Origin of the sequence: Caballeronia sp. BR00000012568055 (assembly GCF_029439455.1) — a bacterium.
Taxonomy (GTDB): domain Bacteria; phylum Pseudomonadota; class Gammaproteobacteria; order Burkholderiales; family Burkholderiaceae; genus Caballeronia.
In genome coordinates, this window is record NZ_JAQFVG010000316.1 from 1 (window position 1) to 20856 (window position 20856).

Annotated in this window: 20 protein-coding genes; 14 read left to right on the forward strand and 6 right to left on the reverse strand. The window is 59.5% G+C overall.

What is annotated here, in order from left to right:
- Nucleotides 1-492: glycine betaine ABC transporter substrate-binding protein (locus P7F28_RS24995; RefSeq protein ID WP_277187458.1), on the forward strand; the 492-nt coding region annotated here is incomplete at its 5' end.
- A gap of 575 nt (nucleotides 493-1067) precedes the next feature.
- On the opposite strand, the gene P7F28_RS25000 is transcribed toward P7F28_RS24995, so the two are convergent.
- The 3 genes from P7F28_RS25000 to P7F28_RS25010 form a co-directional block, all read right to left on the reverse strand.
- The gene (locus tag P7F28_RS25000) at nucleotides 1068-1835 is read right to left on the reverse strand and encodes a class II aldolase/adducin family protein (protein ID WP_277187459.1); all 768 of its coding nucleotides are present in this window, start codon (nucleotides 1833-1835) and stop codon (nucleotides 1068-1070) included.
- A gap of 38 nt (nucleotides 1836-1873) precedes the next feature.
- On the reverse strand, nucleotides 1874-2965 hold the full coding sequence (locus P7F28_RS25005; protein ID WP_277187460.1) for a GlxA family transcriptional regulator: 1092 nt from the start codon (nucleotides 2963-2965) through the stop codon (nucleotides 1874-1876).
- Between the two features lie 123 nt (nucleotides 2966-3088).
- Nucleotides 3089-3403, reverse strand: a complete 315-nt coding sequence (locus tag P7F28_RS25010) for a hypothetical protein (protein WP_277187461.1) — start codon at nucleotides 3401-3403, stop codon at nucleotides 3089-3091.
- 337 nt (nucleotides 3404-3740) lie between these two features.
- On the opposite strand from P7F28_RS25010, the gene P7F28_RS25015 reads away from it, so the two are divergent.
- The 8 genes from P7F28_RS25015 to P7F28_RS33910 all read left to right on the forward strand — a co-directional run bounded on the left by P7F28_RS25015 (nucleotide 3741) and on the right by P7F28_RS33910 (nucleotide 11387).
- Nucleotides 3741-5135 carry an L-serine ammonia-lyase gene (locus tag P7F28_RS25015; RefSeq protein ID WP_277187462.1) on the forward strand — a complete coding sequence of 465 codons (1395 nt, stop codon included), beginning with the start codon at nucleotides 3741-3743 and terminating at the stop codon, nucleotides 5133-5135.
- Nucleotides 5136-5175: 40 nt separating this feature from the next.
- A complete protein-coding gene (locus P7F28_RS25020) occupies nucleotides 5176-6420 on the forward strand; it encodes a sarcosine oxidase subunit beta family protein (RefSeq protein WP_277187463.1) in 1245 nt (414 codons plus the stop codon).
- Between the two features lie 20 nt (nucleotides 6421-6440).
- Nucleotides 6441-6743 (forward strand): sarcosine oxidase subunit delta, encoded by a 303-nt coding sequence (locus P7F28_RS25025; protein ID WP_277187464.1) that lies wholly within the window; start codon nucleotides 6441-6443, stop codon nucleotides 6741-6743.
- Nucleotides 6740-9742: a sarcosine oxidase subunit alpha family protein gene (locus P7F28_RS25030; RefSeq protein WP_277187465.1), complete on the forward strand. Its 3003-nt coding sequence runs from the start codon at nucleotides 6740-6742 to the stop codon at nucleotides 9740-9742. Before P7F28_RS25025 ends, P7F28_RS25030 begins: the two co-directional genes overlap by 4 nt.
- Entirely contained in the window at nucleotides 9732-10385 is a 654-nt protein-coding gene (locus P7F28_RS25035) for a sarcosine oxidase subunit gamma (RefSeq protein WP_277187466.1), read from the forward strand. Before P7F28_RS25030 ends, P7F28_RS25035 begins: the two co-directional genes overlap by 11 nt.
- Nucleotides 10382-10825 carry a dihydroneopterin aldolase gene (locus P7F28_RS25040; protein WP_277187467.1) on the forward strand — a complete coding sequence of 148 codons (444 nt, stop codon included), beginning with the start codon at nucleotides 10382-10384 and terminating at the stop codon, nucleotides 10823-10825. Before P7F28_RS25035 ends, P7F28_RS25040 begins: the two co-directional genes overlap by 4 nt.
- Complete coding sequence (locus P7F28_RS25045) at nucleotides 10822-11085, forward strand: hypothetical protein (RefSeq protein ID WP_277187468.1); 264 nt, start codon at nucleotides 10822-10824, stop codon at nucleotides 11083-11085. The genes P7F28_RS25040 and P7F28_RS25045 overlap by 4 nt, the downstream gene beginning before the upstream one ends.
- 101 nt (nucleotides 11086-11186) lie before the next feature.
- Nucleotides 11187-11387: a hypothetical protein gene (locus P7F28_RS33910; RefSeq protein ID WP_368860376.1), complete on the forward strand. Its 201-nt coding sequence runs from the start codon at nucleotides 11187-11189 to the stop codon at nucleotides 11385-11387.
- Here P7F28_RS33910 and betA read toward each other — a convergent pair.
- Both betA and betB read right to left on the reverse strand, forming a co-directional pair.
- On the reverse strand, nucleotides 11350-13050 hold the full coding sequence (betA, locus tag P7F28_RS25050) for a choline dehydrogenase (protein WP_277187469.1): 1701 nt from the start codon (nucleotides 13048-13050) through the stop codon (nucleotides 11350-11352). The two genes, P7F28_RS33910 and betA, sit on opposite strands and share 38 nt — an antisense overlap.
- Before the next feature lie 25 nt (nucleotides 13051-13075).
- On the reverse strand, nucleotides 13076-14551 hold the full coding sequence (betB, locus tag P7F28_RS25055; protein WP_277187470.1) for a betaine-aldehyde dehydrogenase: 1476 nt from the start codon (nucleotides 14549-14551) through the stop codon (nucleotides 13076-13078).
- A 232-nt stretch (nucleotides 14552-14783) separates the two neighbouring features.
- On the opposite strand from betB, the gene fdhA reads away from it, so the two are divergent.
- Together fdhA and P7F28_RS25065 are read left to right on the forward strand one after the other, a co-directional pair.
- Complete coding sequence (gene fdhA, locus P7F28_RS25060) at nucleotides 14784-15980, forward strand: formaldehyde dehydrogenase, glutathione-independent (RefSeq protein ID WP_277187471.1); 1197 nt, start codon at nucleotides 14784-14786, stop codon at nucleotides 15978-15980.
- A 50-nt stretch (nucleotides 15981-16030) separates the two neighbouring features.
- Nucleotides 16031-16564, forward strand: coding sequence for a GNAT family N-acetyltransferase (locus P7F28_RS25065; protein ID WP_277187472.1), 534 nt, complete (start codon nucleotides 16031-16033; stop codon nucleotides 16562-16564).
- Between the two features lie 5 nt (nucleotides 16565-16569).
- On the opposite strand, the gene P7F28_RS25070 is transcribed toward P7F28_RS25065, so the two are convergent.
- Entirely contained in the window at nucleotides 16570-17595 is a 1026-nt protein-coding gene (locus tag P7F28_RS25070) for a GlxA family transcriptional regulator (protein ID WP_370467402.1), read from the reverse strand.
- Nucleotides 17596-18027: 432 nt separating this feature from the next.
- Here P7F28_RS25070 and P7F28_RS25075 point away from each other — a divergent pair, with 432 nt between their 5' ends.
- Genes P7F28_RS25075 through P7F28_RS25085 form a run of 3 tightly spaced genes read left to right on the forward strand, consistent with a single transcriptional unit; the run spans nucleotide 18028 to nucleotide 20851 of the window.
- Nucleotides 18028-19302 carry a serine hydroxymethyltransferase gene (locus P7F28_RS25075; protein ID WP_277187474.1) on the forward strand — a complete coding sequence of 425 codons (1275 nt, stop codon included), beginning with the start codon at nucleotides 18028-18030 and terminating at the stop codon, nucleotides 19300-19302.
- Nucleotides 19303-19319: 17 nt separating this feature from the next.
- Complete coding sequence (locus P7F28_RS25080) at nucleotides 19320-20288, forward strand: dipeptidase (RefSeq protein WP_277187475.1); 969 nt, start codon at nucleotides 19320-19322, stop codon at nucleotides 20286-20288.
- Nucleotides 20289-20320: 32 nt separating this feature from the next.
- Nucleotides 20321-20851 carry a DUF5943 domain-containing protein gene (locus tag P7F28_RS25085; RefSeq protein ID WP_277187476.1) on the forward strand — a complete coding sequence of 177 codons (531 nt, stop codon included), beginning with the start codon at nucleotides 20321-20323 and terminating at the stop codon, nucleotides 20849-20851.
- Nucleotides 20852-20856 lie beyond the last annotated feature (5 nt).

Consider the following 20856-nt stretch of genomic DNA (forward strand, 5'->3'; position numbering starts at 1 on the left):
GATGGCAATGCGCTTATCAAGAAGATGATCGACACGAATCAGTACGGGTTGGGCAAGTTCAAACTGGTCGAATCGAGCGAAGCGGGCATGTTGATCGAAGTAAATCGCGCGATTCGCGAGAAGAAGCCGATTGTATTTTTAGGCTGGGAACCGCATCCGATGAACGTGCAGATGAAGATCGATTATCTCAGCGGCGGCGATGACGTTTTTGGTCCGAATTATGGCGAAGCGAAAGTGCTTACTGTGACGCCGACGGACTACGACACGCGCTGCCCCAATGTCGCGAAGCTGGTGTCGAATCTGCAATTCACGACGGATATCGAGAATCACGTGATGCTGCCGATCATGAACAAGGAAGACGCAAACAAGGCGGCGCGCGCGTGGCTGAAGCAGAATCCGGCAGTGCTGGACAAGTGGCTGGCGGGCGTGAAGACGTTTGATGGGAAGGATGGGCTGGCGGCGGTTAAGGCGTATGTGGCGGCGAGTAATTGATAAATTCCTGAGCGGTGCGGATAGCGTCCGCACCGCTACGATCATGAACACCGCGCCTGCGATCCAGCACGCGAGTAATGTGCCGAGAATGCTGACATCGATAATATCCTCGGGCGCGGGATAATCATTACCGAAACCAGACAAGACAAAGCGGATGGACATATCCATCCAAAAACGCGCGCGTAGCCTTCGCCATATGCCTTGATTTCATCTCACTTAAACCGTACCGTAGGCCGTCATGACAGTACCTGGTAATGGAAGCGATTGACGTGAACGTCTGACGAAGCGTTGCAGCAACTCGAATTCGGCTGGATATACAACTGTCTCGCCCTCTGCTTCTGCCCTGAGAACGCCTCCACCGTGCCGTAGCCGTGGCAAATAAGCCTCGAAGATTCTTTTCTATTCAATTCGAACGCGCAACGGATCGGCATTGAGAAGTCCTTGGTAGTGGATTGCCAAGGGCTTCACATAAACGGCCTTCGAATGTTCCGTGGATGGCTTTTTGTAAAACGTGATTGACTCGCTGCCGGATAAACGCAAATTTCGCGACTACCGGCAACGAGCTTCATGAACTTCTAGCTCCGATAATCCTCTCTCCCTGTTCCCTCAATCATCCTCAACGCCGACTGCCATTGCAACGCCATCACGCCATCGGCTTCATCGCGCCGATACTGCTGCGCCGTCACCTCACACACACTCGGCGGCGGCAAAACAAGTTCCGCATTCCCCGCCATTGCGCGAAGCTGAATCTCGCAAGCGCGCTCCAGAAAATACATCTCCTGAAACGCCTCCGGTATCGATTTACCGCAACTCAGCAAACCGTGATTACGCAAAATCATCGCGTTATGCGGACCGAGATCATTGACCAGCCGATCCCGCTCGGCGAGATCCAGCGCAATACCTTCGTAATCGTGATACGCCAGATGCCCGTAATACTTCAGCGCGTGCTGACTGATCGGCAGCAAACCATTCTTTTGCGCCGATACCGCCGCGCCCGCTGCCGTATGCGTATGCACAACGCAAAACACATCGGGCCGAGCCATATGGATTGCTGAATGAATCGTGAAGCCGGCGGGATTGACCAGATACCGCTCGGGATGCTCAGCCGCGCCCGGTTCAACCACCCGCCCGTCCTGATCGATACGCACCAAATCCGACGCGCGCATCTCATCGAACAACACGCCGTATCGATTGATCAGAAAGTGATGCTCCGGACCCGGCACGCGCGCGCTGATATGCGTGAAGATCATGTCCGTCCACCGAAAGTGCGCAATCACGCGATACAGCGCCGCCAGATCGCATCGCACTGCCCATTCTTCCTGCGAGTAACCGTGAGTCTGCATGCCGTTCCTCCTTGGTTGATGAGCCGCGGAAAACGCTTTTAAATCGCCTGGGCGCGGCCGGGAAAAATCTCGTCGTAGTCGAGCGTGGTCTGATTTGCTTCGTCGTTCTCGCGTGCGCCGCCTTGCTCGCGATACATCATCGGCGGCACGCCATATTGCTTGCGGAATTCGCGGCCGAGGTGCGAGGCATCGGAGAAACCGCAACTCGATGCGATATCGGCGACCGTTTTGTCCGAACTTGTCAGCAGCCATGCCGCCGTGCGCAATCGAACCTGCTTCGCGTACGCTTGCGGCGCTTTGCCGGTCTCCGCTTTGAACAAGCGCTCCAGCTGACGCGTAGAAAGATCGAGCTTGTGCGCGAGTTCATCGAGCGAAAGCGTGCGGCCGACGTGCTGTTCCATCAGCAGAATCGCGCGCTTCACTTTGGGATGCGTCGCGGGCGCAAGTCCCGGCGGATGCGGCTGCGGTGCATTGCCTTTCTGCATATCATCGACGAGCAGGATGCGCAGCGCCTTTTGCACCGTCGCCGTTTCGAAGTGGCGCAAGAGAATGGCCGCCGCCACATCGATCGACGCACGCCCGCCCGAGCACGTAATGCGTCGGCGGTCGATCACAAACAGCCGGTCCGCGACCAGCGCCTGTTCATCGACTTGCGGAAAGCGCTCGACGAAATCCCAGTAATGAAACCAGCTCACGCAGATGCGATACCCATCGAGCACGCCCGCGCGCATCAGCGAGAACACGCCGGTGCACATGCCGACGACGGTCGCGTTTGCGGCGGCGGAGCGGCGGATAAACTGAAGCGTGGCATCGCTGGCGGCGCCGCCCGAGTGCAATAGGCCGCCGACCACCACGACGTAATCGAACGGTTCGGCCTGATCGAAGGTTTCCCACGGCGTGATCTGAATGCCGCAACTCGCGCGCACCGGCGAAAGCGTCTCGCCGATCACGCTCCACGAACAGCGCACGGGACGGCTGAAATCGCCTTCATCGGCGGACAGGCGCAGAAGATCGACGAAGCCGGAAAACGCGGTCAGCGTGAAGTTCGGCAACAGCACGATGCCGAAGCGAATGCGCGACTTCGACTGGCCGTCGATGGATTGCGGCGGAAGGGACTCTGCGGGGTTCATGCGCGTGAAATGCGACAAAAAGTTATGCAGCGAGCATAACACCGTGTTCGCGCGCGACGGATACGCACAAAAGAAAACGCCCGGCGTCGCAATAACGCCGGGCGTTCGTTGAGTGCAACGCGATCAGCCGCCGAGAACCGCGAAGGCCCACGCGAACGCGCCACCGGCGAGCGCGCCGGTCGAACGGCCGAGCATGCTGGCGATGGTGTAATCGCCCCAGCGTTGCGCTATTTCGGCCTTCAAGATGCCGAAATAGCGCAGCAGCGGATCGATCGAGCAGCACAGAACGAGTGCGGCCCAGACTGGCGCCTGACGCGTGAGGACTTTGTCGATCGGCAACAGGTCGATTGCCTGCAGCGCGCCGACTACCGCGACGCCGATGACGAATGCGAAGACCCAGGATTTGAAGAACTGGTCGGGGAGAGCGTGAGATTCCATCGATATCAACTTGAGAGCGGGGAATAACGTGACCCGAAGTGGAGCGGCTCGGATCGTCTGAGAGTGTCAGGGAATATACCTAGACATGCTTTTTAAGCCCCTCGGATCAGTCTCAAAAATGCGAGAAATTGCAACGAAAGTGCGCGAAAACGTGCGCGGAACGAAATGCTTTGATACGCGCGACGTCACGCTTTATCGGCGAGACGCGAAGAAATCGTTCTGACGCCGCCATCCCATTTCGACGGCGGTTTTGTTCTATCGAGTCTTTTTACGGTTTGGTGCAATGGCATCCATACCGAAACCGCGCCGAAACTTCGCGCACCCAAGGGACTCGCCCATGAACGTCAGCGTTTTCGATCTGTTCAAGATCGGCATCGGACCATCCAGCTCGCACACCGTCGGGCCGATGATCGCGGCTTGCCGGTTCGCGTCACATATCGAAGACGCCAATTTGCTGGGCTTCGTCACGCGCGTGCGCGCCGAGCTGTTCGGCTCGCTGGGCGCGACCGGCAAGGGCCACGGCACGGACAAGGCCGTGCTGCTCGGGCTCGAAGGCAATCTGCCCGATCTGATCGATCCGGACATGATCGCGCCGCGTCTGGCAGAAATCCGCGCATCGAAACGTCTGAACTTGCTGGGCAAGCGCGAAGTCGCGTTCGAAGAGCGCGAGCACATCGGCTTCTATCGCAAGCTGATGCCGGGCGCGCCGGGATCGAGCATCGTGCATCCGAACGGCATGCGTTTTCAGGCTTTCGATGACAACGGCCAGTTGCTGGTCGAAAAAGAGTATTACTCGGTCGGCGGCGGCTTCGTGGTGAATCGCGAAGGCGATCGTGTGAACGGCGTGCGTGCGGCCGGCAGCGTGCCGCATCCGTTCCGCACCGGCGACGATCTGATGCGCGTGTGCAAGGAGACAGGTCTGTCTATCGCCGAAGTGACGATGGTCAACGAGTGCGCCAATCGCGGCGCCGCCGAAGTGCGCGAAGGCATGCTCGCGGTGTGGCGCGTGATGGCGGCGTGCGTCGAACGCGGCTGCAAGGAACGCGGCGAACTGCCCGGCCCGATGCGCGTCAAGCGTCGGGCAGCCGATCTCTCTGCGTCACTTCGTTCGCGGTCCGAAGAATCGTTGCGCGATCCCTTGTCGATGCTCGACTGGGTCAATCTTTACGCCATGGCCGTCAACGAAGAAAACGCGGCAGGCGGCCGCGTCGTGACGGCACCGACGAACGGCGCAGCGGGCGTGATTCCCGCCGTGCTGCACTACTACGTCAAGTTCATGCACGGTTCCAACGATGACGGCATCGTGCGCTTTCTTTTGACGGCTGCGGCTATCGGCATCATCTACAAGGAAACGGCGTCGATTTCGGGCGCGGAAGTGGGATGCCAGGGCGAAGTCGGCGTTGCGTGTTCGATGGCCGCCGCGGCGCTCGCAGCGGTCATGGGCGGCACGCCCGCGCAAGTGGAAAACGCAGCCGAAATCGGCATGGAACACAACCTCGGCATGACTTGCGATCCGGTCGGCGGACTTGTGCAGATTCCGTGTATCGAACGCAACGCGATGGGCGCGATCAAGGCGATCAACGCCGCACGCATGGCGATGAAGGGCGACGGACAACATTACGTATCGCTCGATTCGGTCATCAAGACCATGCGCGAAACCGGCGCCGATATGAAAACGAAGTACAAGGAGACGTCGCGGGGTGGCCTCGCCGTGAACGTCATCGAATGCTGATTTGTTTGCAAGCACAACCCCGCGAAGGAAGAGAAACACCATGAGCCGCTATTCCATCTTCAGCCTGTTGCGCAACGGCATGTCGTATCACGAGAACTGGGAACGCCAGTGGCGAAGTCCAGAGCCGAAGCGCGAATACGACGTGGTGATCGTCGGCGGCGGCGGCCATGGTCTTGCGACCGCGTATTACCTCGCGAAAGAACACGGCATTACCAATGTCGCGATTCTGGAGAAGGGCTGGATCGGCGGCGGCAATACAGCGCGTAATACGACCATCGTGCGCTCGAACTATCTGTGGGACGAATCGGCCGCGCTGTACGAAAAGGCGATGAAGTTGTGGGAAGGCCTTTCGCAAGATCTGAACTACAACGTGATGTTTTCGCAGCGCGGCGTGATGAATCTCGCGCATACGCTGCAAGATGTTCGGGATACTGAACGTCGTGTGAATGCGAATCGACTGAATGGTGTCGATGCTGAGTTCCTCACGCCGCAGCAGATCAAGGAAATCGAGCCGACCATCAACCTCAATAGCCGTTATCCGGTGTTGGGCGCATCGATTCAGCGTCGCGGCGGCGTGGCGCGTCACGATGCGGTGGCCTGGGGCTTTGCGCGCGGCGCGGATCGCGCGGGCGTGGACATCATCCAGAACTGTCAGGTGACGGGCATTCGTCGCGACGGCAATCAGGTCACGGGCGTCGATACGACCAAGGGTTTCATCAAGGCGAAGAAGGTTGCAGTCGTTGCGGCAGGCAATACGACGACGCTCGCCGATATGGCCGGCGTGCGTCTGCCGCTCGAAAGCCATCCGTTGCAGGCATTGGTGTCGGAGCCGATCAAGCCGGTGGTGAATACGGTGGTGATGTCGAACGCGGTGCACGCTTACATCAGCCAGTCGGACAAGGGCGATCTGGTGATCGGCGCGGGTGTCGATCAGTACACGGGCTTCGGTCAGCGCGGCAGTTTCCACATTATCGAAGGCACGCTGGAAGCCATCGTCGAAATGTTCCCGGTGTTCTCTCGTGTGCGGATGAACCGTCAGTGGGGCGGCATTGTCGATGTCTCTCCGGATGCGTGCCCGATTATTTCGAAGACCGACGTAAAGGGCCTGTATTTCAACTGCGGCTGGGGCACGGGCGGCTTCAAAGCGACGCCGGGTTCGGGCTGGGCGTATGCGCATACCATCGCGCGCGACGAGCCGCATGCGTTGAATGCCGCGTTCTCGCTGGATCGTTTCTATACCGGTCATCTGATCGACGAACACGGCGCTGCTGCCGTGGCCCACTAATCGCACGAGGAGTTAAAAACATGTTGCTGATCGAATGCCCCTGGTGCGGGCCGCGCGCCGAAACCGAATTCTCCTGCGGCGGCGAAGCGGATATCGCACGCCCGCTGGACACGGAAAAACTCACTGACAAAGAGTGGGGCGATTACCTCTTCATGCGCAAGAACCCGCGCGGTGTGCATCGCGAACAATGGAACCATGCGCAAGGCTGCCGCCGCTGGTTCAAGGCTCAGCGCGATACGGTGTCATACGAAATTCAGGGTTACGAAACATTCGAGCGTCCGCTGGCTGTGATGGACACTAACAACGGAGGCACGTCGAAATGAGCCAGAAAGACCGACTCGGCATGGGCGGACGCATCAACCGCGCAATTCCCGTGACCTTCACGTTCAACGGCAAGACATATCAAGGCTTCGAAGGCGATACGCTCGCCTCGGCGCTGCTTGCAAATGGCGAGCGCTTCGTGGCGCGTAGCTGGAAGTATCACCGTCCGCGCGGCATCATCACGGCGGGCGTGGAAGAACCGAATGCCGTGGTGCAGCTCGAAACCGGCGCTTATACGGTGCCGAATGCGCGTGCTACAGAAGTCGAGTTGTATCAAGGACTCGTGGCGACGAGCGTGAACGCAAAGCCCAGCATCGAGAACGATCGCATGGCGGTGAATCAGAAGATCGCGCGATTCATTCCCGCAGGCTTCTACTACAAGACGTTCATGTGGCCGCGCAAGTTCTGGCCGAAGTACGAAGAAGTGATTCGCGATGCAGCCGGTCTCGGCGAAGCACCGAAGCAACTCGATGCCGATCGCTACGACAAATGCTTCGCGCATTGCGACGTGCTGGTGGTCGGCGGCGGGCCGTCGGGTCTCGCTGCGGCGCACGCTGCGGGTCTTTCAGGCGCACGCGTGATTCTCGTCGATGACCAGCGCGAACTCGGCGGCTCGCTGCTGTCTTGCCGCGCGGAAATAGATGGCAAGCCGGCGATTCAATGGGTGCAGAAGGTCGAAGCCGAACTGCGCAAGATGCCTGACGTGAAGATTCTTTCGCGCAGCACGGCGTTCGGTTATCAGGACCACAACCTCGTCACGATCACGCAACGTCTGACGGAGCATCTGCCCGTTTCGCGTCGTCAGGGCACGCGCGAACTGATGTGGAAAGTGCGTGCGAAACGCGTGATTCTCGCGACCGGCGCGCACGAGCGTCCGATCGTGTTCGGCAATAATGATCTGCCGGGCATCATGCTGGCGTCGGCTGTATCGACATATCTGCATCGCTATGCGGTGATGCCGGGCCGTCAGGCCGTCGTGTTCGTCAATAACGACGACGCGTATCAATGCGCGCTCGATCTGAAAACTGCGGGCGCGGAAGTGACCGTGGTCGATCCGCGTCCCGCTGAATCGAAAGGTGCGTTGCCTGCGGCTGCACGCCGTCATGGCATCCGTGTGATGAACAACACCGTGATTACCGCAGCGCGCGGCAAGTTGCGCGTGGCGTCGGTGGAAGTAGCCGCGTATGCAAAGGGACAAGTCGGTCCGAAGGAAACCGATTTGCAATGCGATCTCGTCGCGATGTCGGGCGGCTGGAGCCCGGTGCTCCACTTGTTCGCGCAATCGGGCGGCAAGGCGCACTGGCACGACGAAAAAGCGTGCTTCGTGCCCGGCAAGGCGATGCAGGCCGAAAGCAGCGTCGGTGCGTGCGCGGGCGATTTCACGCTGGCGCGCGGCATTCGCTTCGGCGTGGAAGCGGGCGCGGATGCGGCGCGCGCGGCGGGTTATATCGTTGCGAAGCCGGAAGCGGTGCAAGTTGCCGAGATCGTTGAAGCGCCGATGATGCCGCTGTGGATCGTCGGCAACAAGGAAATGTCCACACGGGGTCCTAAGCAATTCGTCGATTTCCAGAACGACGTGTCTGCGGCGGATATCTATCTGGCGGCGCGCGAAGGTTTCGAATCGGTTGAACACGTCAAGCGCTACACGGCGATGGGCTTCGGCACCGATCAGGGCAAGCTCGGCAACATCAACGGCATGGCGATTCTCGCGCAGGCTTTGGGCAAGACGATCCCCGAAACCGGCACGACGACGTTCCGCCCGAACTACACGCCGGTCACGTTCGGCACCTTCGCTGGCCGCGAACTGGGCGAGTTCCTCGATCCGGTGCGCAAGACCGCGATTCACGAATGGCACGTGGAAAACGGCGCGGAATTCGAGGATGTCGGCAACTGGAAGCGTCCCTGGTACTACCCGAAGAAGGGCGAAGACATGCACGCGGCAGTGGCGCGTGAATCGCTGGCGGTGCGTCAGAGCGTCGGTATTCTCGATGCTTCGACGCTCGGCAAGATCGATATTCAAGGTCCGGATTCGGCCAAGCTCCTGAACTGGGTCTACACGAATCCGTGGAGCAAGCTCGAAGTCGGCAAGTGCCGCTACGGTCTGATGCTCGACGAAAACGGCATGATTTTCGATGATGGCGTGACCGTGCGTCTCGGCGAACAACACTACATGATGACGACCACGACCGGCGGCGCCGCGCGCGTGTTGACGTGGCTCGAACGCTGGCTGCAAACGGAGTGGCCGGATTTGCGCGTGCGCATGGCATCGGTGACGGATCATTGGGCGACATTCGCGGTGGTCGGCCCGAACAGCCGCAAGGTCTTGCAGAAGGTGTGCCACGACATCGACTTCGCGAATGCGGCGTTCCCGTTCATGAGCTATCGCGATGGCACGGTGGCGGGTGCATCGTCGCGTGTGATGCGGATCAGCTTCAGCGGCGAACTCGCCTACGAAGTGAACGTGCCGGCGAACGTCGGACGCGCGGTGTGGGAAGCGCTGATGGAAGCGGGCGCGGAATTCGATATCACGCCGTACGGCACGGAAACCATGCACGTGCTGCGTGCGGAGAAGGGCTACATCATCGTCGGTCAGGACACGGACGGTTCGATGACACCATACGATCTCGGCATGGGCGGCCTGGTGGCGAAGTCGAAGGACTTTATCGGCAAGCGTTCGCTGACGCGTTCGGATACATCGAAGCAGGGGCGCAAACAATTTGTCGGGCTACTAACTGATGATGCATCGGTCGTGTTGCCGGAAGGCGCGCAGATCGTAGCAGGCCCGTTCCAGGGCGAAACCGCGCCGATGCTCGGTCACGTGACATCGAGCTATTACAGCCCTATTTTGAAGCGCTCGATTGCATTGGCCGTGGTCAAGGGCGGACTCGAAAAGATCGGCGAAACGGTCATGATTCCGCTTGCAAACGGCAAGCGCATCAACGCAAAAATCACCAGTTCGGTGTTCTACGACAGCGAAGGAGCACGTCAGCATGTTGAATGAGATCAAAACAGGCGCTACGGTCGTAGATCGCGCGATCAGCGGACAAGGTGTGTGGCAGGAGTCGCCGCTCGTCGGTGCGGATGCGCTGATGAAGGCGCATCAGACTGGCGCGCCGAAAGCGTTTCGCTTGACGGAGCGTCCTTTCCTGCAACTGGTGAATGTGCGTGGCGATACGCGTGATCCTGCTTTCGTTGCGGCAGTGCAGAGCGTGATCGGCTGTACGCCGCCTGAAAAGCCGAACACGGTGGCGCGCGGCAACGGCTACGACATGCTGTGGCTCGGTCCCGATGAATGGCTCGTGCGTGGCAACGTCGCGCATGATGCCGCGCGCACCGCGCCGCTGGAAGCTAAGTTGCGCGAAGCATTCGTCGGCGAGTTCTCGGCAGCGGTGGATATCGGCAGCGGCTATACGGTGCTCGATATCGATGGCCCGAAGACGCGTGAAGTGCTGTCGCGCGGCTGCCCGCTCGATCTGCATCCGAAGCTGTTCGGCGAAGGACAGTGTGCGCAGAGCCACTTTTTCAAGGCATCGATCACGCTGATTCCGCTCGGTGGCGATCACTTCGAACTCGTGATCCGCCGTTCGTTCGCGGACTACTTCGTGAAGATCATGCTCGATGCGGCCGCGCCGCTGATCGCATGAAGCCGTTCGAGCCGCTCGAAGCAGGCGGTCAGGGCTGGCGCATCGTCGTCGATGAGTTGATGGTGAAGACGCGCGTGGGCTTGTATGAATACGAGCATCGCGCGCCGCAGCCGGTGTGTATCGATGCGAGTCTGCGCTATCGCAGCATGCCGCGCGAATCGGACGATGGTTTGATCGACTATGAAGCGTGGTGCAATCGCGTGAGTGCGTTTCTCGAAACGAAGCCGCATACGCGGTTGCTGGAGACGTTGGCGGTCGAGGTCGCGGCGTTGTCGTTCGAAACGTGGCCCGCATTGGATGCGATTACGTTGACGCTGCATAAGCCGAAGATTCGCGAGGGCACGAAGCGGCTGGCGTTGGAGTTGGATTGGCGACGGGCAGATTTCGATGCCTGGCGTGTGCAGAATGCTTCTTCATCGTTCGATGCTGTCGCAAGATGACCGCCTCGCGCGATACGACCGCGCTGCTGTCCGAGCGCACGTTCAAACAACGCGATGCCGATGCGGCGCTGGCCTTGCTTGAACGGAGTATCGCGTTGCGGCATCGGCGGATTGCGCTGATTCGCTATCTTCACGCGCAGTTTTTGGATGCGCCGCTGGAGGCGCGGCATCATGAATATGTGAATGCTATTGCTGCGCGGTTGAGTGGGGATGAGGTGATGCGAATCGCGATGGCGGCGAGGGCGCGGTTTGATGCTTGAATCTGAGAGAGTGTTTTGAAGGGGTTGGAAGGAGTGAGTTTTGGGGCCGCGCTTGCGCGGCTTTTTTTGTTTAGAATGCGATGCTCGAAGAGGGAAAACCAATGACTGACTATTTGACATTCGACGCAGCAGATTACCTGGATAGCGCAGAATCCATCGCTGAATTTCTGGCAGCAGTGGCGGAAGACGCAAACCCGAACGTGCAGCGACGCGCAATAGAGGTTGTGCAGCGAGCGCGATTGGCGCTCGCGACCAATGACGGAATCACCTCACCGTCGCAAACTCACCCGCGCCCTGACTAACCCGCGCCTTCTTCCCCCTAGCCACAAAATAAGCCGTCTCCACCCTAACCAGCGCCTCCCGCCCCCGAATCCGATCCGCAATCTTCTCCGCCAACATAATCGTCGGCGCATTCAAATTCCCAGTAGTAATCTGCGGCATGATCGACGCATCGACAACGCGCAAGCCGTCGAGACCATGCACACGCCCTTCGCCATCGACGACGCTCATATCGTCATAGCCCATCTTGCATGAGCACGAAGGGTGATAAGCGGTCTCGGCCTTCGCCCGCACAAACGCATCCAGATCCGCATCGGAAACAGCCGTTTCAGAAGGATGCAACTCCCTTCCGCGATACTTCGACAACGCCGGTTGCCGCATGATTTCCCGCGTAATCCGAATCCCGTCACGAAACTCGCGCCAGTCCAGCGCGTCCGCCATGTAGTTAAACAAAATACTCGGATGCGCATTCGGATCACGTGACTTCAAGCGAACACGGCCGCGCGATGGTGAGCGCATCGACCCGACATGCGCCTGAAACCCGTGCATCTTGATCGGATTCGAGCCGTTGTAGTTGATCGCCACAGGAAGAAAGTGGTACTGAATATTCGGCCATAAATCGTCATCGCGCGTGCGGATAAAGCCGCCCGCTTCGAACTGATTGCTCGCGCCGATACCCGTGCCATTCATCATCCACTCAAGCCCGATCGCCGGCTGATTCCACCACTGCAACGCCGGATAAAGCGACACCGGTTCCTTGCATTCGTACTGCATATACATTTCAAGGTGATCCTGCAAATTCTCACCTACGCCCGGCAGATCATGCACCACCGGAATCTCCAGCTCCTTTAGCCACGAAGCACGCCCCACGCCCGACCGCTGCAACAACTGAGGCGATGCAATCGCGCCGCTGCACACCAGCACCTCGCGTCGCACATGCGCCGTCACACGCTGCCCGCTATGCAGATACGCCACGCCGATCGCCCGCTTGCCCGAAAACAACACGCGATCCGTCACCGCATGCGTCACGATCGTCAAACCCGCACGATGCTTCGCCCGATCCAGATACCCGCGCGCCGTGCTCGACCGACGTCCCTTCGGCGTGACAGTACGATCCATCGGCCCGAAGCCTTCCTGCTGATAGCCGTTCAAATCTTCTGTACGCGGATAACCCGCCTGCACGCCTGCTTCGACCATCGCGGCGAACAGCGGATTGTTGCCGGGCTTGCTCGTCGTCACATGCACGGGACCATCGCCGCCGTGATACGCATTGGGTCCGATATCGCGCGTCTCCGCCTTCCGGAAATACGGCAGACAGTCGAGATAACTCCAGTTTTCCAGACCCTTCATCGATGCCCAGTTGTCGTAATCGAGCGCATTGCCGCGGATATAACACATGCCATTGATCAGCGACGATCCACCGAGTCCCTTTCCGCGCCCGCACTCCATGCGTCGGCCATTCATATGCGGCTCGGGCTCGGTTTCATACGCCCAGTTATATCGACGTCCTTGCAGCGGATAGGCGAGCGCCGCTGGCATCTGCGTACGAAAGTCGAAGCGATAATCCGGCCCGCCCGCTTCGAGCAGCAGCACGGTCACGTCTTCGTCTTCCGTCAGACGGCATGCCAGCACATTGCCCGCCGATCCCGCACCGACGATGATGTAATCGTATTCGTTCGTGCTCATCGCAAAAGCTCCTTAAAACAAGGGCTCAAAAAATTGGCTGATAAGGGCCGAGTTCGACCTGAACCGACTTGATGCGCGTATAAGCATGCAGCGTCACGATGCCGTTCTCGCGCCCGACGCCCGACTGCTTATATCCGCCGACCGGCATTTCCGCAGGCGATTCGCCCCACGTATTGATCCAGCAAATCCCTGCTTCCAGCCGATGAATCACGCAATGCGCACGCGACAAGTTCTCCGTGACAACGCCCGCCGCTAATCCGTACTCCGTATCATTTGCGCGTGCGATGACTTCGTCTTCTTCATCAAAGGCGAGAATGCTCATCACCGGCCCGAAAATCTCTTCACGCACGATACGCATATCGTCGCGGCAATCGGTGAAAACGGTCGGCGCGACGTATTGGCCGCGCGCGAACGCGCCATCGGTGAGACGCGAACCGCCCGCGAGCAATCGCGCGCCTTCGCGCTTGCCGCTTTCGATATACGCCAGCACTTTTTCCAACTGCGCTGCGCTCGCAAGCGGCCCGAAATTCGTCGATGGATCATCAGGCTGACCAACACGAACACGCTTCACGCGCTCCGCAATCAACGCCTCGAACCGCTCGATCACACTGCGCTGCACGAACACGCGCGTGCCGTTCGTGCACACCTGACCCGAGCTGAAGAAATTCGCGCTCATGGCGATATCGGCGGCGCGTTCGAGGTTGGCATCGTCGAAAACGATCAGCGGGGACTTGCCGCCGAGTTCCATCGTCACTTCCTTGAGCGTGGAACTGCCCGCGTGCGCCATCACTTTCTTTCCGGTCGCCACGCCCCCTGTGAACGAGATCTTTTCGATGCCGCCATGTTCCGCAAGCATCGCGCCGACGCGTCCGTCGCCTTGCACGACGTTGAACACGCCCGCCGGCACGCCCGCTTCCGTATAAATCTCCGCCAGCTTCGATGCGCTCAACGGCGTAATCTCGCTTGGCTTGAAGATCATCGCGTTGCCGGCGGCGAGCGCGGGCGCGGGCTTCCAGCAGGCAATCTGAATCGGATAGTTCCATGCGCCGATGCCCGCGCAAACGCCAATCGGTTCGCGCCGCGTATAAACGAACGATGATTCGCGCAGCGGAATCTGCTCGCCTTCGATGGCCGTCGCGAGACCCGCGTAATACTCGATCACGTCCGCGCCCGTGACGATATCCACCGCGCGCGTTTCTGCGATCGGCTTGCCCGTGTCGCGCGTTTCGAGCGCCGCGAGTTCATCGTTACGCGCGCGCAGCAAATCCACCGTGCGGCGCAGGATGCGCGAACGCTGCATCGCGGTCATGGCGGCCCATTCGCGCTGACCTTCGCGCGCCGCACGCACCGCGCGGTCGATATCCGCCTGCGACGCCTGTTGTACGCGCGCGAGCGTCTCGCCGGTGGCGGGATCGAGCGTGACGAAGGATTCGCCGCTGGTGGCATCGACATATTCGCCGCCTATGTACAGCCGTTGGTCTTCGAATACGAAAGCGGACATGCGTGCTCCTTTGGCGGTTTTTAACCAGTCCGGCTAGTCTAAAAATTTTATATTGAACGGTCAATCAATAAAAACTCGACGTCAGCGCCGATGTCGGTTTGGATCAAACATACGTCGCTTTGAGTGTGAGCGTCGGCGCACAAGCGGCGTACCCTCGTTTCACGGGCGCGGTGCATGAACCGCAGCGAAAACGTGCATCGCGCGTGCCGTCCACGAAATCAGGAGACGATCAATGAGCAGCAATCGCGGCGTCGTGTATCTCGGGCAAGGCAAGGTGGAAGTGCAAAGCATCGACTATCCGAAAATGGTCGATCCTCGCGGCCGGGATATCGGTCACGGCGTCATTCTCAAAGTCGTATCGACGAATATCTGCGGTTCGGATCAGCATATGGTGCGCGGCCGCACGACGGCGGAAGTCGGCCTCGTGCTCGGTCATGAAATCACCGGCGAAGTCATCGAAATCGGGCGCGATGTGGAGACGCTTTCCATCGGCGATCTCGTGTCGGTGCCGTTCAACGTGGCGTGCGGACGCTGTCCGACTTGCAAGGCGCAGCACACGGGCGTGTGTCTGAACGTGAACCCGTCGCGCGCGGGCGGCGCGTATGGGTATGTGGATATGGGCGGCTGGATCGGCGGACAGGCGGAATACGTGATGGTGCCGTACGCCGACTTCAATCTGCTGAAGTTTCCCGACAAGGCGCAGGCCATGTCGAAGATTCGCGACCTTACGTGTCTCTCCGATATTCTTCCGACCGGTTATCACGGCGCGGTGATGGCAGGCGTGAAACCGGGCGCGACGGTGTATATCGCGGGCGCGGGACCGGTGGGGATGGCGGCGGCGGCTTCCGCACGGTTGCTGGGCGCGGCGGTGACCATCGTCGGTGATATGAATGAAGAACGGCTGGCGCATGCGCGCAGCGTCGGCTTCGAAACCATCAATCTGTCGAAGGACGGCACGCTGGCAGAACAGATCGAGCAATTGCTCGGCAAGCCGGAAGTGGATTGCGCGGTGGATTGCGTCGGCTTCGAAGCACACGGTCATGGCAGCGACAGCGGCCACGAAGCGCCCGCCACGGTGCTCAATTCGCTGATGGAAATCACCACGGCTGCGGGCGCGATCGGCATTCCCGGTCTCTATGTGACGGACGATCCCGGCGCGGTCGATGCCGCCGCCAAAAAGGGCAGCTTGAGCATCCGTTTCGGCCTCGGCTGGGCGAAGTCGCATTCGTTCCACACGGGCCAGACGCCGGTGATGAAGTACAACCGCAATCTGATGCAGGCCATTTTGTGGGATCGTCTCCCGATTGCGGATATCGTCAATGTGTCGGTGATTTCGTTGCCGGATGCGCCGGAAGGCTATCGCAAGTTCGATGGCGGTGCGCCGCGCAAATTCGTCATCGATCCGCATGGGCTGCTGAAGGCCGCGTAATGCCAATGCTGTGACCCTCGTCAGCGCGATCAGGTGCATACTGGTGCACCATGCCAATCGACCACCTCCGCATCGCGCTGACCTTTCGCCTGGCGACGGCCAAGGACGTCGCCGATATCGCGCGCATTTCGGTGCGATCCTGGCAGGCCGCGTATCGCGGCATTCTCCCCAAGCCTTATCTCGATGCGCTCGCCACCGCGAAGCGCGAAGCGTTTTGGAAGCAGACCATTGCACGCGGCACGCCGCGCGTGATCCTCGCGCAACGCGATGACATCACGCTTGGCTGGATCGCGTGGGGACCGTCACGCGACCGCGATCCGCGCAGAACCGTCGCTGAAATCGAGGCGCTTTATATCGATCCGCTGCACTGGCGCAAAGGCGCGGGCACGCTGCTGATCGAAGAAGCGATCGAAGCCGCGGCGAGCGAGGGGTATCGGGAAATGACGCTGTGGGTGCTCGAAGAAAACAAGCGCGGCCGCAGCTTCTACGAAACGTTGGGCTTTACCGCCGATGGCGCGTTCCATCCGCTGAACGTCGGCGGCCGTGACGTCGATGAAATGCGCTTGCGTCTGAAGATTCAGTAAGCCGATTAAGCAACCAACGCAACCGCAGCCAGCGGCGGCACTTGCTTGCGACGTTCACGCGTGGGCGCGGTGCCGAACGCATCGCGATAGCTTTTGGAGAAGTGGCACGCCGACTGGAAGCCGCACGCCATCGTGATATGCATGATCGACATATCGGTTTGCAGCAGCAATTCACGCGCGCGCCGCAAACGCAAGGTCAGGTAGTAATGCGTCGGCGTCATGCCGAGATGTTCGCGGAACAGGCGCTGTAATTGCCGCTGCGACATGCCTGCCAGCCGCGCCAGCTCTTCACGCGACAACGGCTCTTCGATGTTGTTTTCCATCAGCGAGATCACTTCGAAAAGCGACTTGTTCGCCGATCCCAAACGCGCCACCAACGGCATACGCTGCTGCGCGCTCGTATCCCGCACGTGTTCGACGATGAACTGCTCCGCAATCTGCGTCACCCGCGCCGTACCCACGCGCGCGGCGATCAGATTCAGCATCATGTCGAGCGGCGCGACGCCGCCCGTACACGTCACGCGATCGCGATCGATCACGAACAGTTCCTTGAGAAAACGCGTGTCGGGAAACTCTTCCTTGAGCGCCGACATGTTCTCCCAATGGATCGCGCAAGCGTAGCCCGCAAGCAGTCCGGCGCGCGCCAACGCATACGTTCCGGTGCAAAGCGAACCAAGCACGCTGCCAAGCCGCGCAAAGCGTCGCAAAGCCGCGAGATGTTCGTTAGTAGTAGAACGCTGTACGTCGATACCGCCGACCACGAATACGATATCCGGCTGGCCGACGCAATCCACCGGACCCGTATCGACGGATAAGCCGTTGCTTGCGGTCACCGGTCCGCCGTCGGGACTCACGATCGACCAGCGATACAGCGGCTGTCCCGTCAGATAGTTCGCCATGCGCAACACTTCGATCGCGTTGGTGAACGCGATCATCGTGAAGTTGGGAAGCGGCATGAACGCGAAGTGGGACAGCGATGCCGTGCGATCGGGGGACATGGGGAGCCGGATTCCTTGGAATCGAAATCGAATCTATTTGTGTGTTTGAGGCCGTGTCCAACATCACTGCAAAACGGCGCTGCGCCACTTATGCAATTTTGGTTTCGAGTGCAACTACCATGCCATCAGGCTAAACCCTAAGCAATCCAAGGCATCGACTGTGCTTTCGCTTTGATCTTCATAAGTAGCGCACTTTAGCGGGGCCAAACGCCCTTTAAACGCCCCTTAAACGCACCGCCGAAGCGCACGTTCGTTCCGACGCAGTGCAGCACATTCTTAAGCAAACGCGCTACACCGAATTCGCCTGCGCCACTTGTCGAAAACAGACGTGCATGTCGGAAAAGGCCAAGAACACGTCTGAATTCGTAAATTGACCGGCAGGCCGAAAGTCAAGAATAGACGCAACGAGGAAGGGCAGACGAAGCCTTCCCCACACGACCGTCTCCCTTGACCCACGGACCTTCCATGCCGAATTCCAATCCCTTCTTCGACGACTCGCTCGCCACCCGCGACGCCTCCGTACGTGGCGCGATTCTGAAAGAGCTGGAGCGCCAGCAATCGCAAATCGAGCTGATCGCGTCGGAAAACATCGTGTCGCGCGCGGTGCTCGAAGCGCAAGGCTCGGTGCTGACCAACAAGTACGCGGAAGGTTATCCGGGCAAGCGCTATTACGGCGGCTGCGAATTCGCCGATGAAATCGAGCAACTCGCCATCGACCGCATCAAGCAACTGTTCAACGCGAAGTTTGCCAACGTGCAGCCACATTCCGGCGCGCAGGCCAACGGCGCGGTCATGCTCGCGCTCACGAAACCGGGCGATACCATCCTCGGTATGTCGCTCGATGCTGGCGGTCACCTGACGCACGGCGCGAAGCCCGCACTGTCGGGCAAGTGGTTCAACGCGGTGCAGTACGGCGTGAACCGCGACACCATGCTGATCGATTACGAGCAGATTGAAGAACTCGCGCAGCAGCACAAGCCGACACTGATTATCGCGGGCTTTTCGGCTTATCCGCGTGAACTGGATTTCAAGCGTCTGCGCGCCATCGCTGATGCCGCCGGTTCGAAGCTGATGGTCGATATGGCGCATATCGCGGGCATCATCGCGGCGGGGCGTCATCAGAATCCGGTCGATCATGCGCATGTCGTGACATCGACCACGCACAAGACCTTGCGCGGCCCGCGCGGCGGCTTCGTGCTGACGAACGATGAAGACATCGCCAAGAAGATCAACTCGGCGGTGTTCCCCGGCTTGCAAGGCGGCCCGCTGATGCATGTGATCGCAGGCAAGGCGGTGGCTTTCGGCGAAGCGCTGCAACCGGGCTTCAAGACGTATATCGACAACGTGCTCGCCAACGCCAAGGCGCTCGGCGAAGTGCTGAAAGCAGGCGGCGTCGATCTCGTCACGGGCGGCACCGACAACCATCTCTTGCTCGTCGATCTGCGTCCGAAGGGCCTCAAAGGCAATCAGGTTGAGCAAGCGCTGGAACGCGCGGGCATTACCTGCAACAAGAACGGCATTCCGTTCGATACGGAAAAGCCCACGATCACCTCAGGCATTCGCCTCGGCACGCCTGCCGGTACGACACGCGGTTTCGGCGTGAGCGAATTCAAGGAAGTCGGCCGCCTGATTCTCGAAGTATTCGATTCGCTGCGCGACAAGCCCGAAGGCGATCCGCAAACCGAACAACGCGTGCGCCGCGAGATTTTCGCGCTGTGCGAGCGCTTCCCCATTTACTGAGCACACGGAGCAACAGCATGAGTCTGCATGACGACAGCATCATCATCGATGGTCTGAATATTTCGAAGTTCGAGCGCTCCGTGTTCGAAGATATGCGCAAGGGCAACGTGACCGCTGTGAATTGCACGGTTTCGGTGTGGGAAGACTTTCAGAAGACCATCGACAACATCGCGGAAATGAAGCAGCAAATCCGCGAATACAGCGAGATTCTGACACTGGTTCGGACAACCGACGATATCCGTCGCGCCAAGAAAGAGAACAAGACCGGCATTATCTTCGGCTTCCAGAACTCGTATGCGTTCGAGGACAACCTCGGTTATATCGAAGTGTTCAAGGAGCTGGGCGTCAATGTAGTGCAGCTCTGCTACAACACGCAGAATCTCGTCGGCACGGGTTGCTATGAGCCGGACGGCGGCTTGTCGGGTTACGGCAAGGAAGTGATTCACGAGATGAACCGCGTGGGTATCGTGGTCGATCTTTCGCACGTTGGCGGCAAGACTTCTTCCGATGCCATCGCGTGTTCGAAAAAACCGGTTACGTACTCGCATTGCTGCCCGTCGGGCCTCAAGGATCATCCGCGCAACAAGACGGACGAGCAGTTGAAAGAGATTGCCGATGCCAACGGTTTCGTCGGCGTAACGATGTTCTCGCCGTTCCTGAAGAAAGGCCCGGACGCGACGGTCGAAGATTATCTCGAAGCTATCGAATATGTGGTCGATCTGATCGGTGAAGACAAGGTCGGAATCGGTACGGACTTCACGCAAGGCTACAGCACGGAATTCTTCGACTGGATCACGCACGACAAGGGCCGCTATCGCCGTCTGACGAACTTCGGCAAGGTGGTGAATCCTGAAGGTATCCGAACTATCGGTGAATTTCCGAACCTGACCGCCGCGATGGAAAAGGCTGGCTGGAGTGAGTCGCGCATCAAGAAGATCATGGGCGAAAACTGGATGCGTTATTTCGACGAAGTGTGGAACGTCTAAGCGCCGAACGACAAAAACAAAGGAACCCTGCGATGCAACCTCAACTGCCTATCGACGTCGATCCGAACACCGGCGTCTGGACCACCGACGCGCTGCCGATGCTCTACGTGCCGCGCCATTTCTTCACGAACAACCACGTGGCCGTGGAAGAAGCGCTCGGACGCGAAGCGTATGCCGAGATTCTTTATAAGGCCGGCTACAAATCCGCTTACCACTGGTGCGACAAGGAAGCGGAAGCGCACGGCATCAGCGGCATGGCGACCTTCGAACATTATCTGAAGCGCTTGTCGCAACGCGGCTGGGGCCTGTTCGATATCGTCGAAGCCGATCCCGCCACGTCGCATGCGCGCATTCATCTTCGCAATTCGTCGTTCGTGCTTCAGCAGCCGGGCAAGGAAGGCAAGCTCTGCTACATGTTCGCCGGCTGGTTCGCAGGCGCGATGGATTGGGTCAACGACACCGCGCCCGACAGCGCGAAAAAAGGCCCGCGTTCGAAGTCGATCGAAACGCAATGCGCCGCCGAAGGACACGATCACTGCGTGTTCGAAGTGTCGCCGCTGTAAGCAAC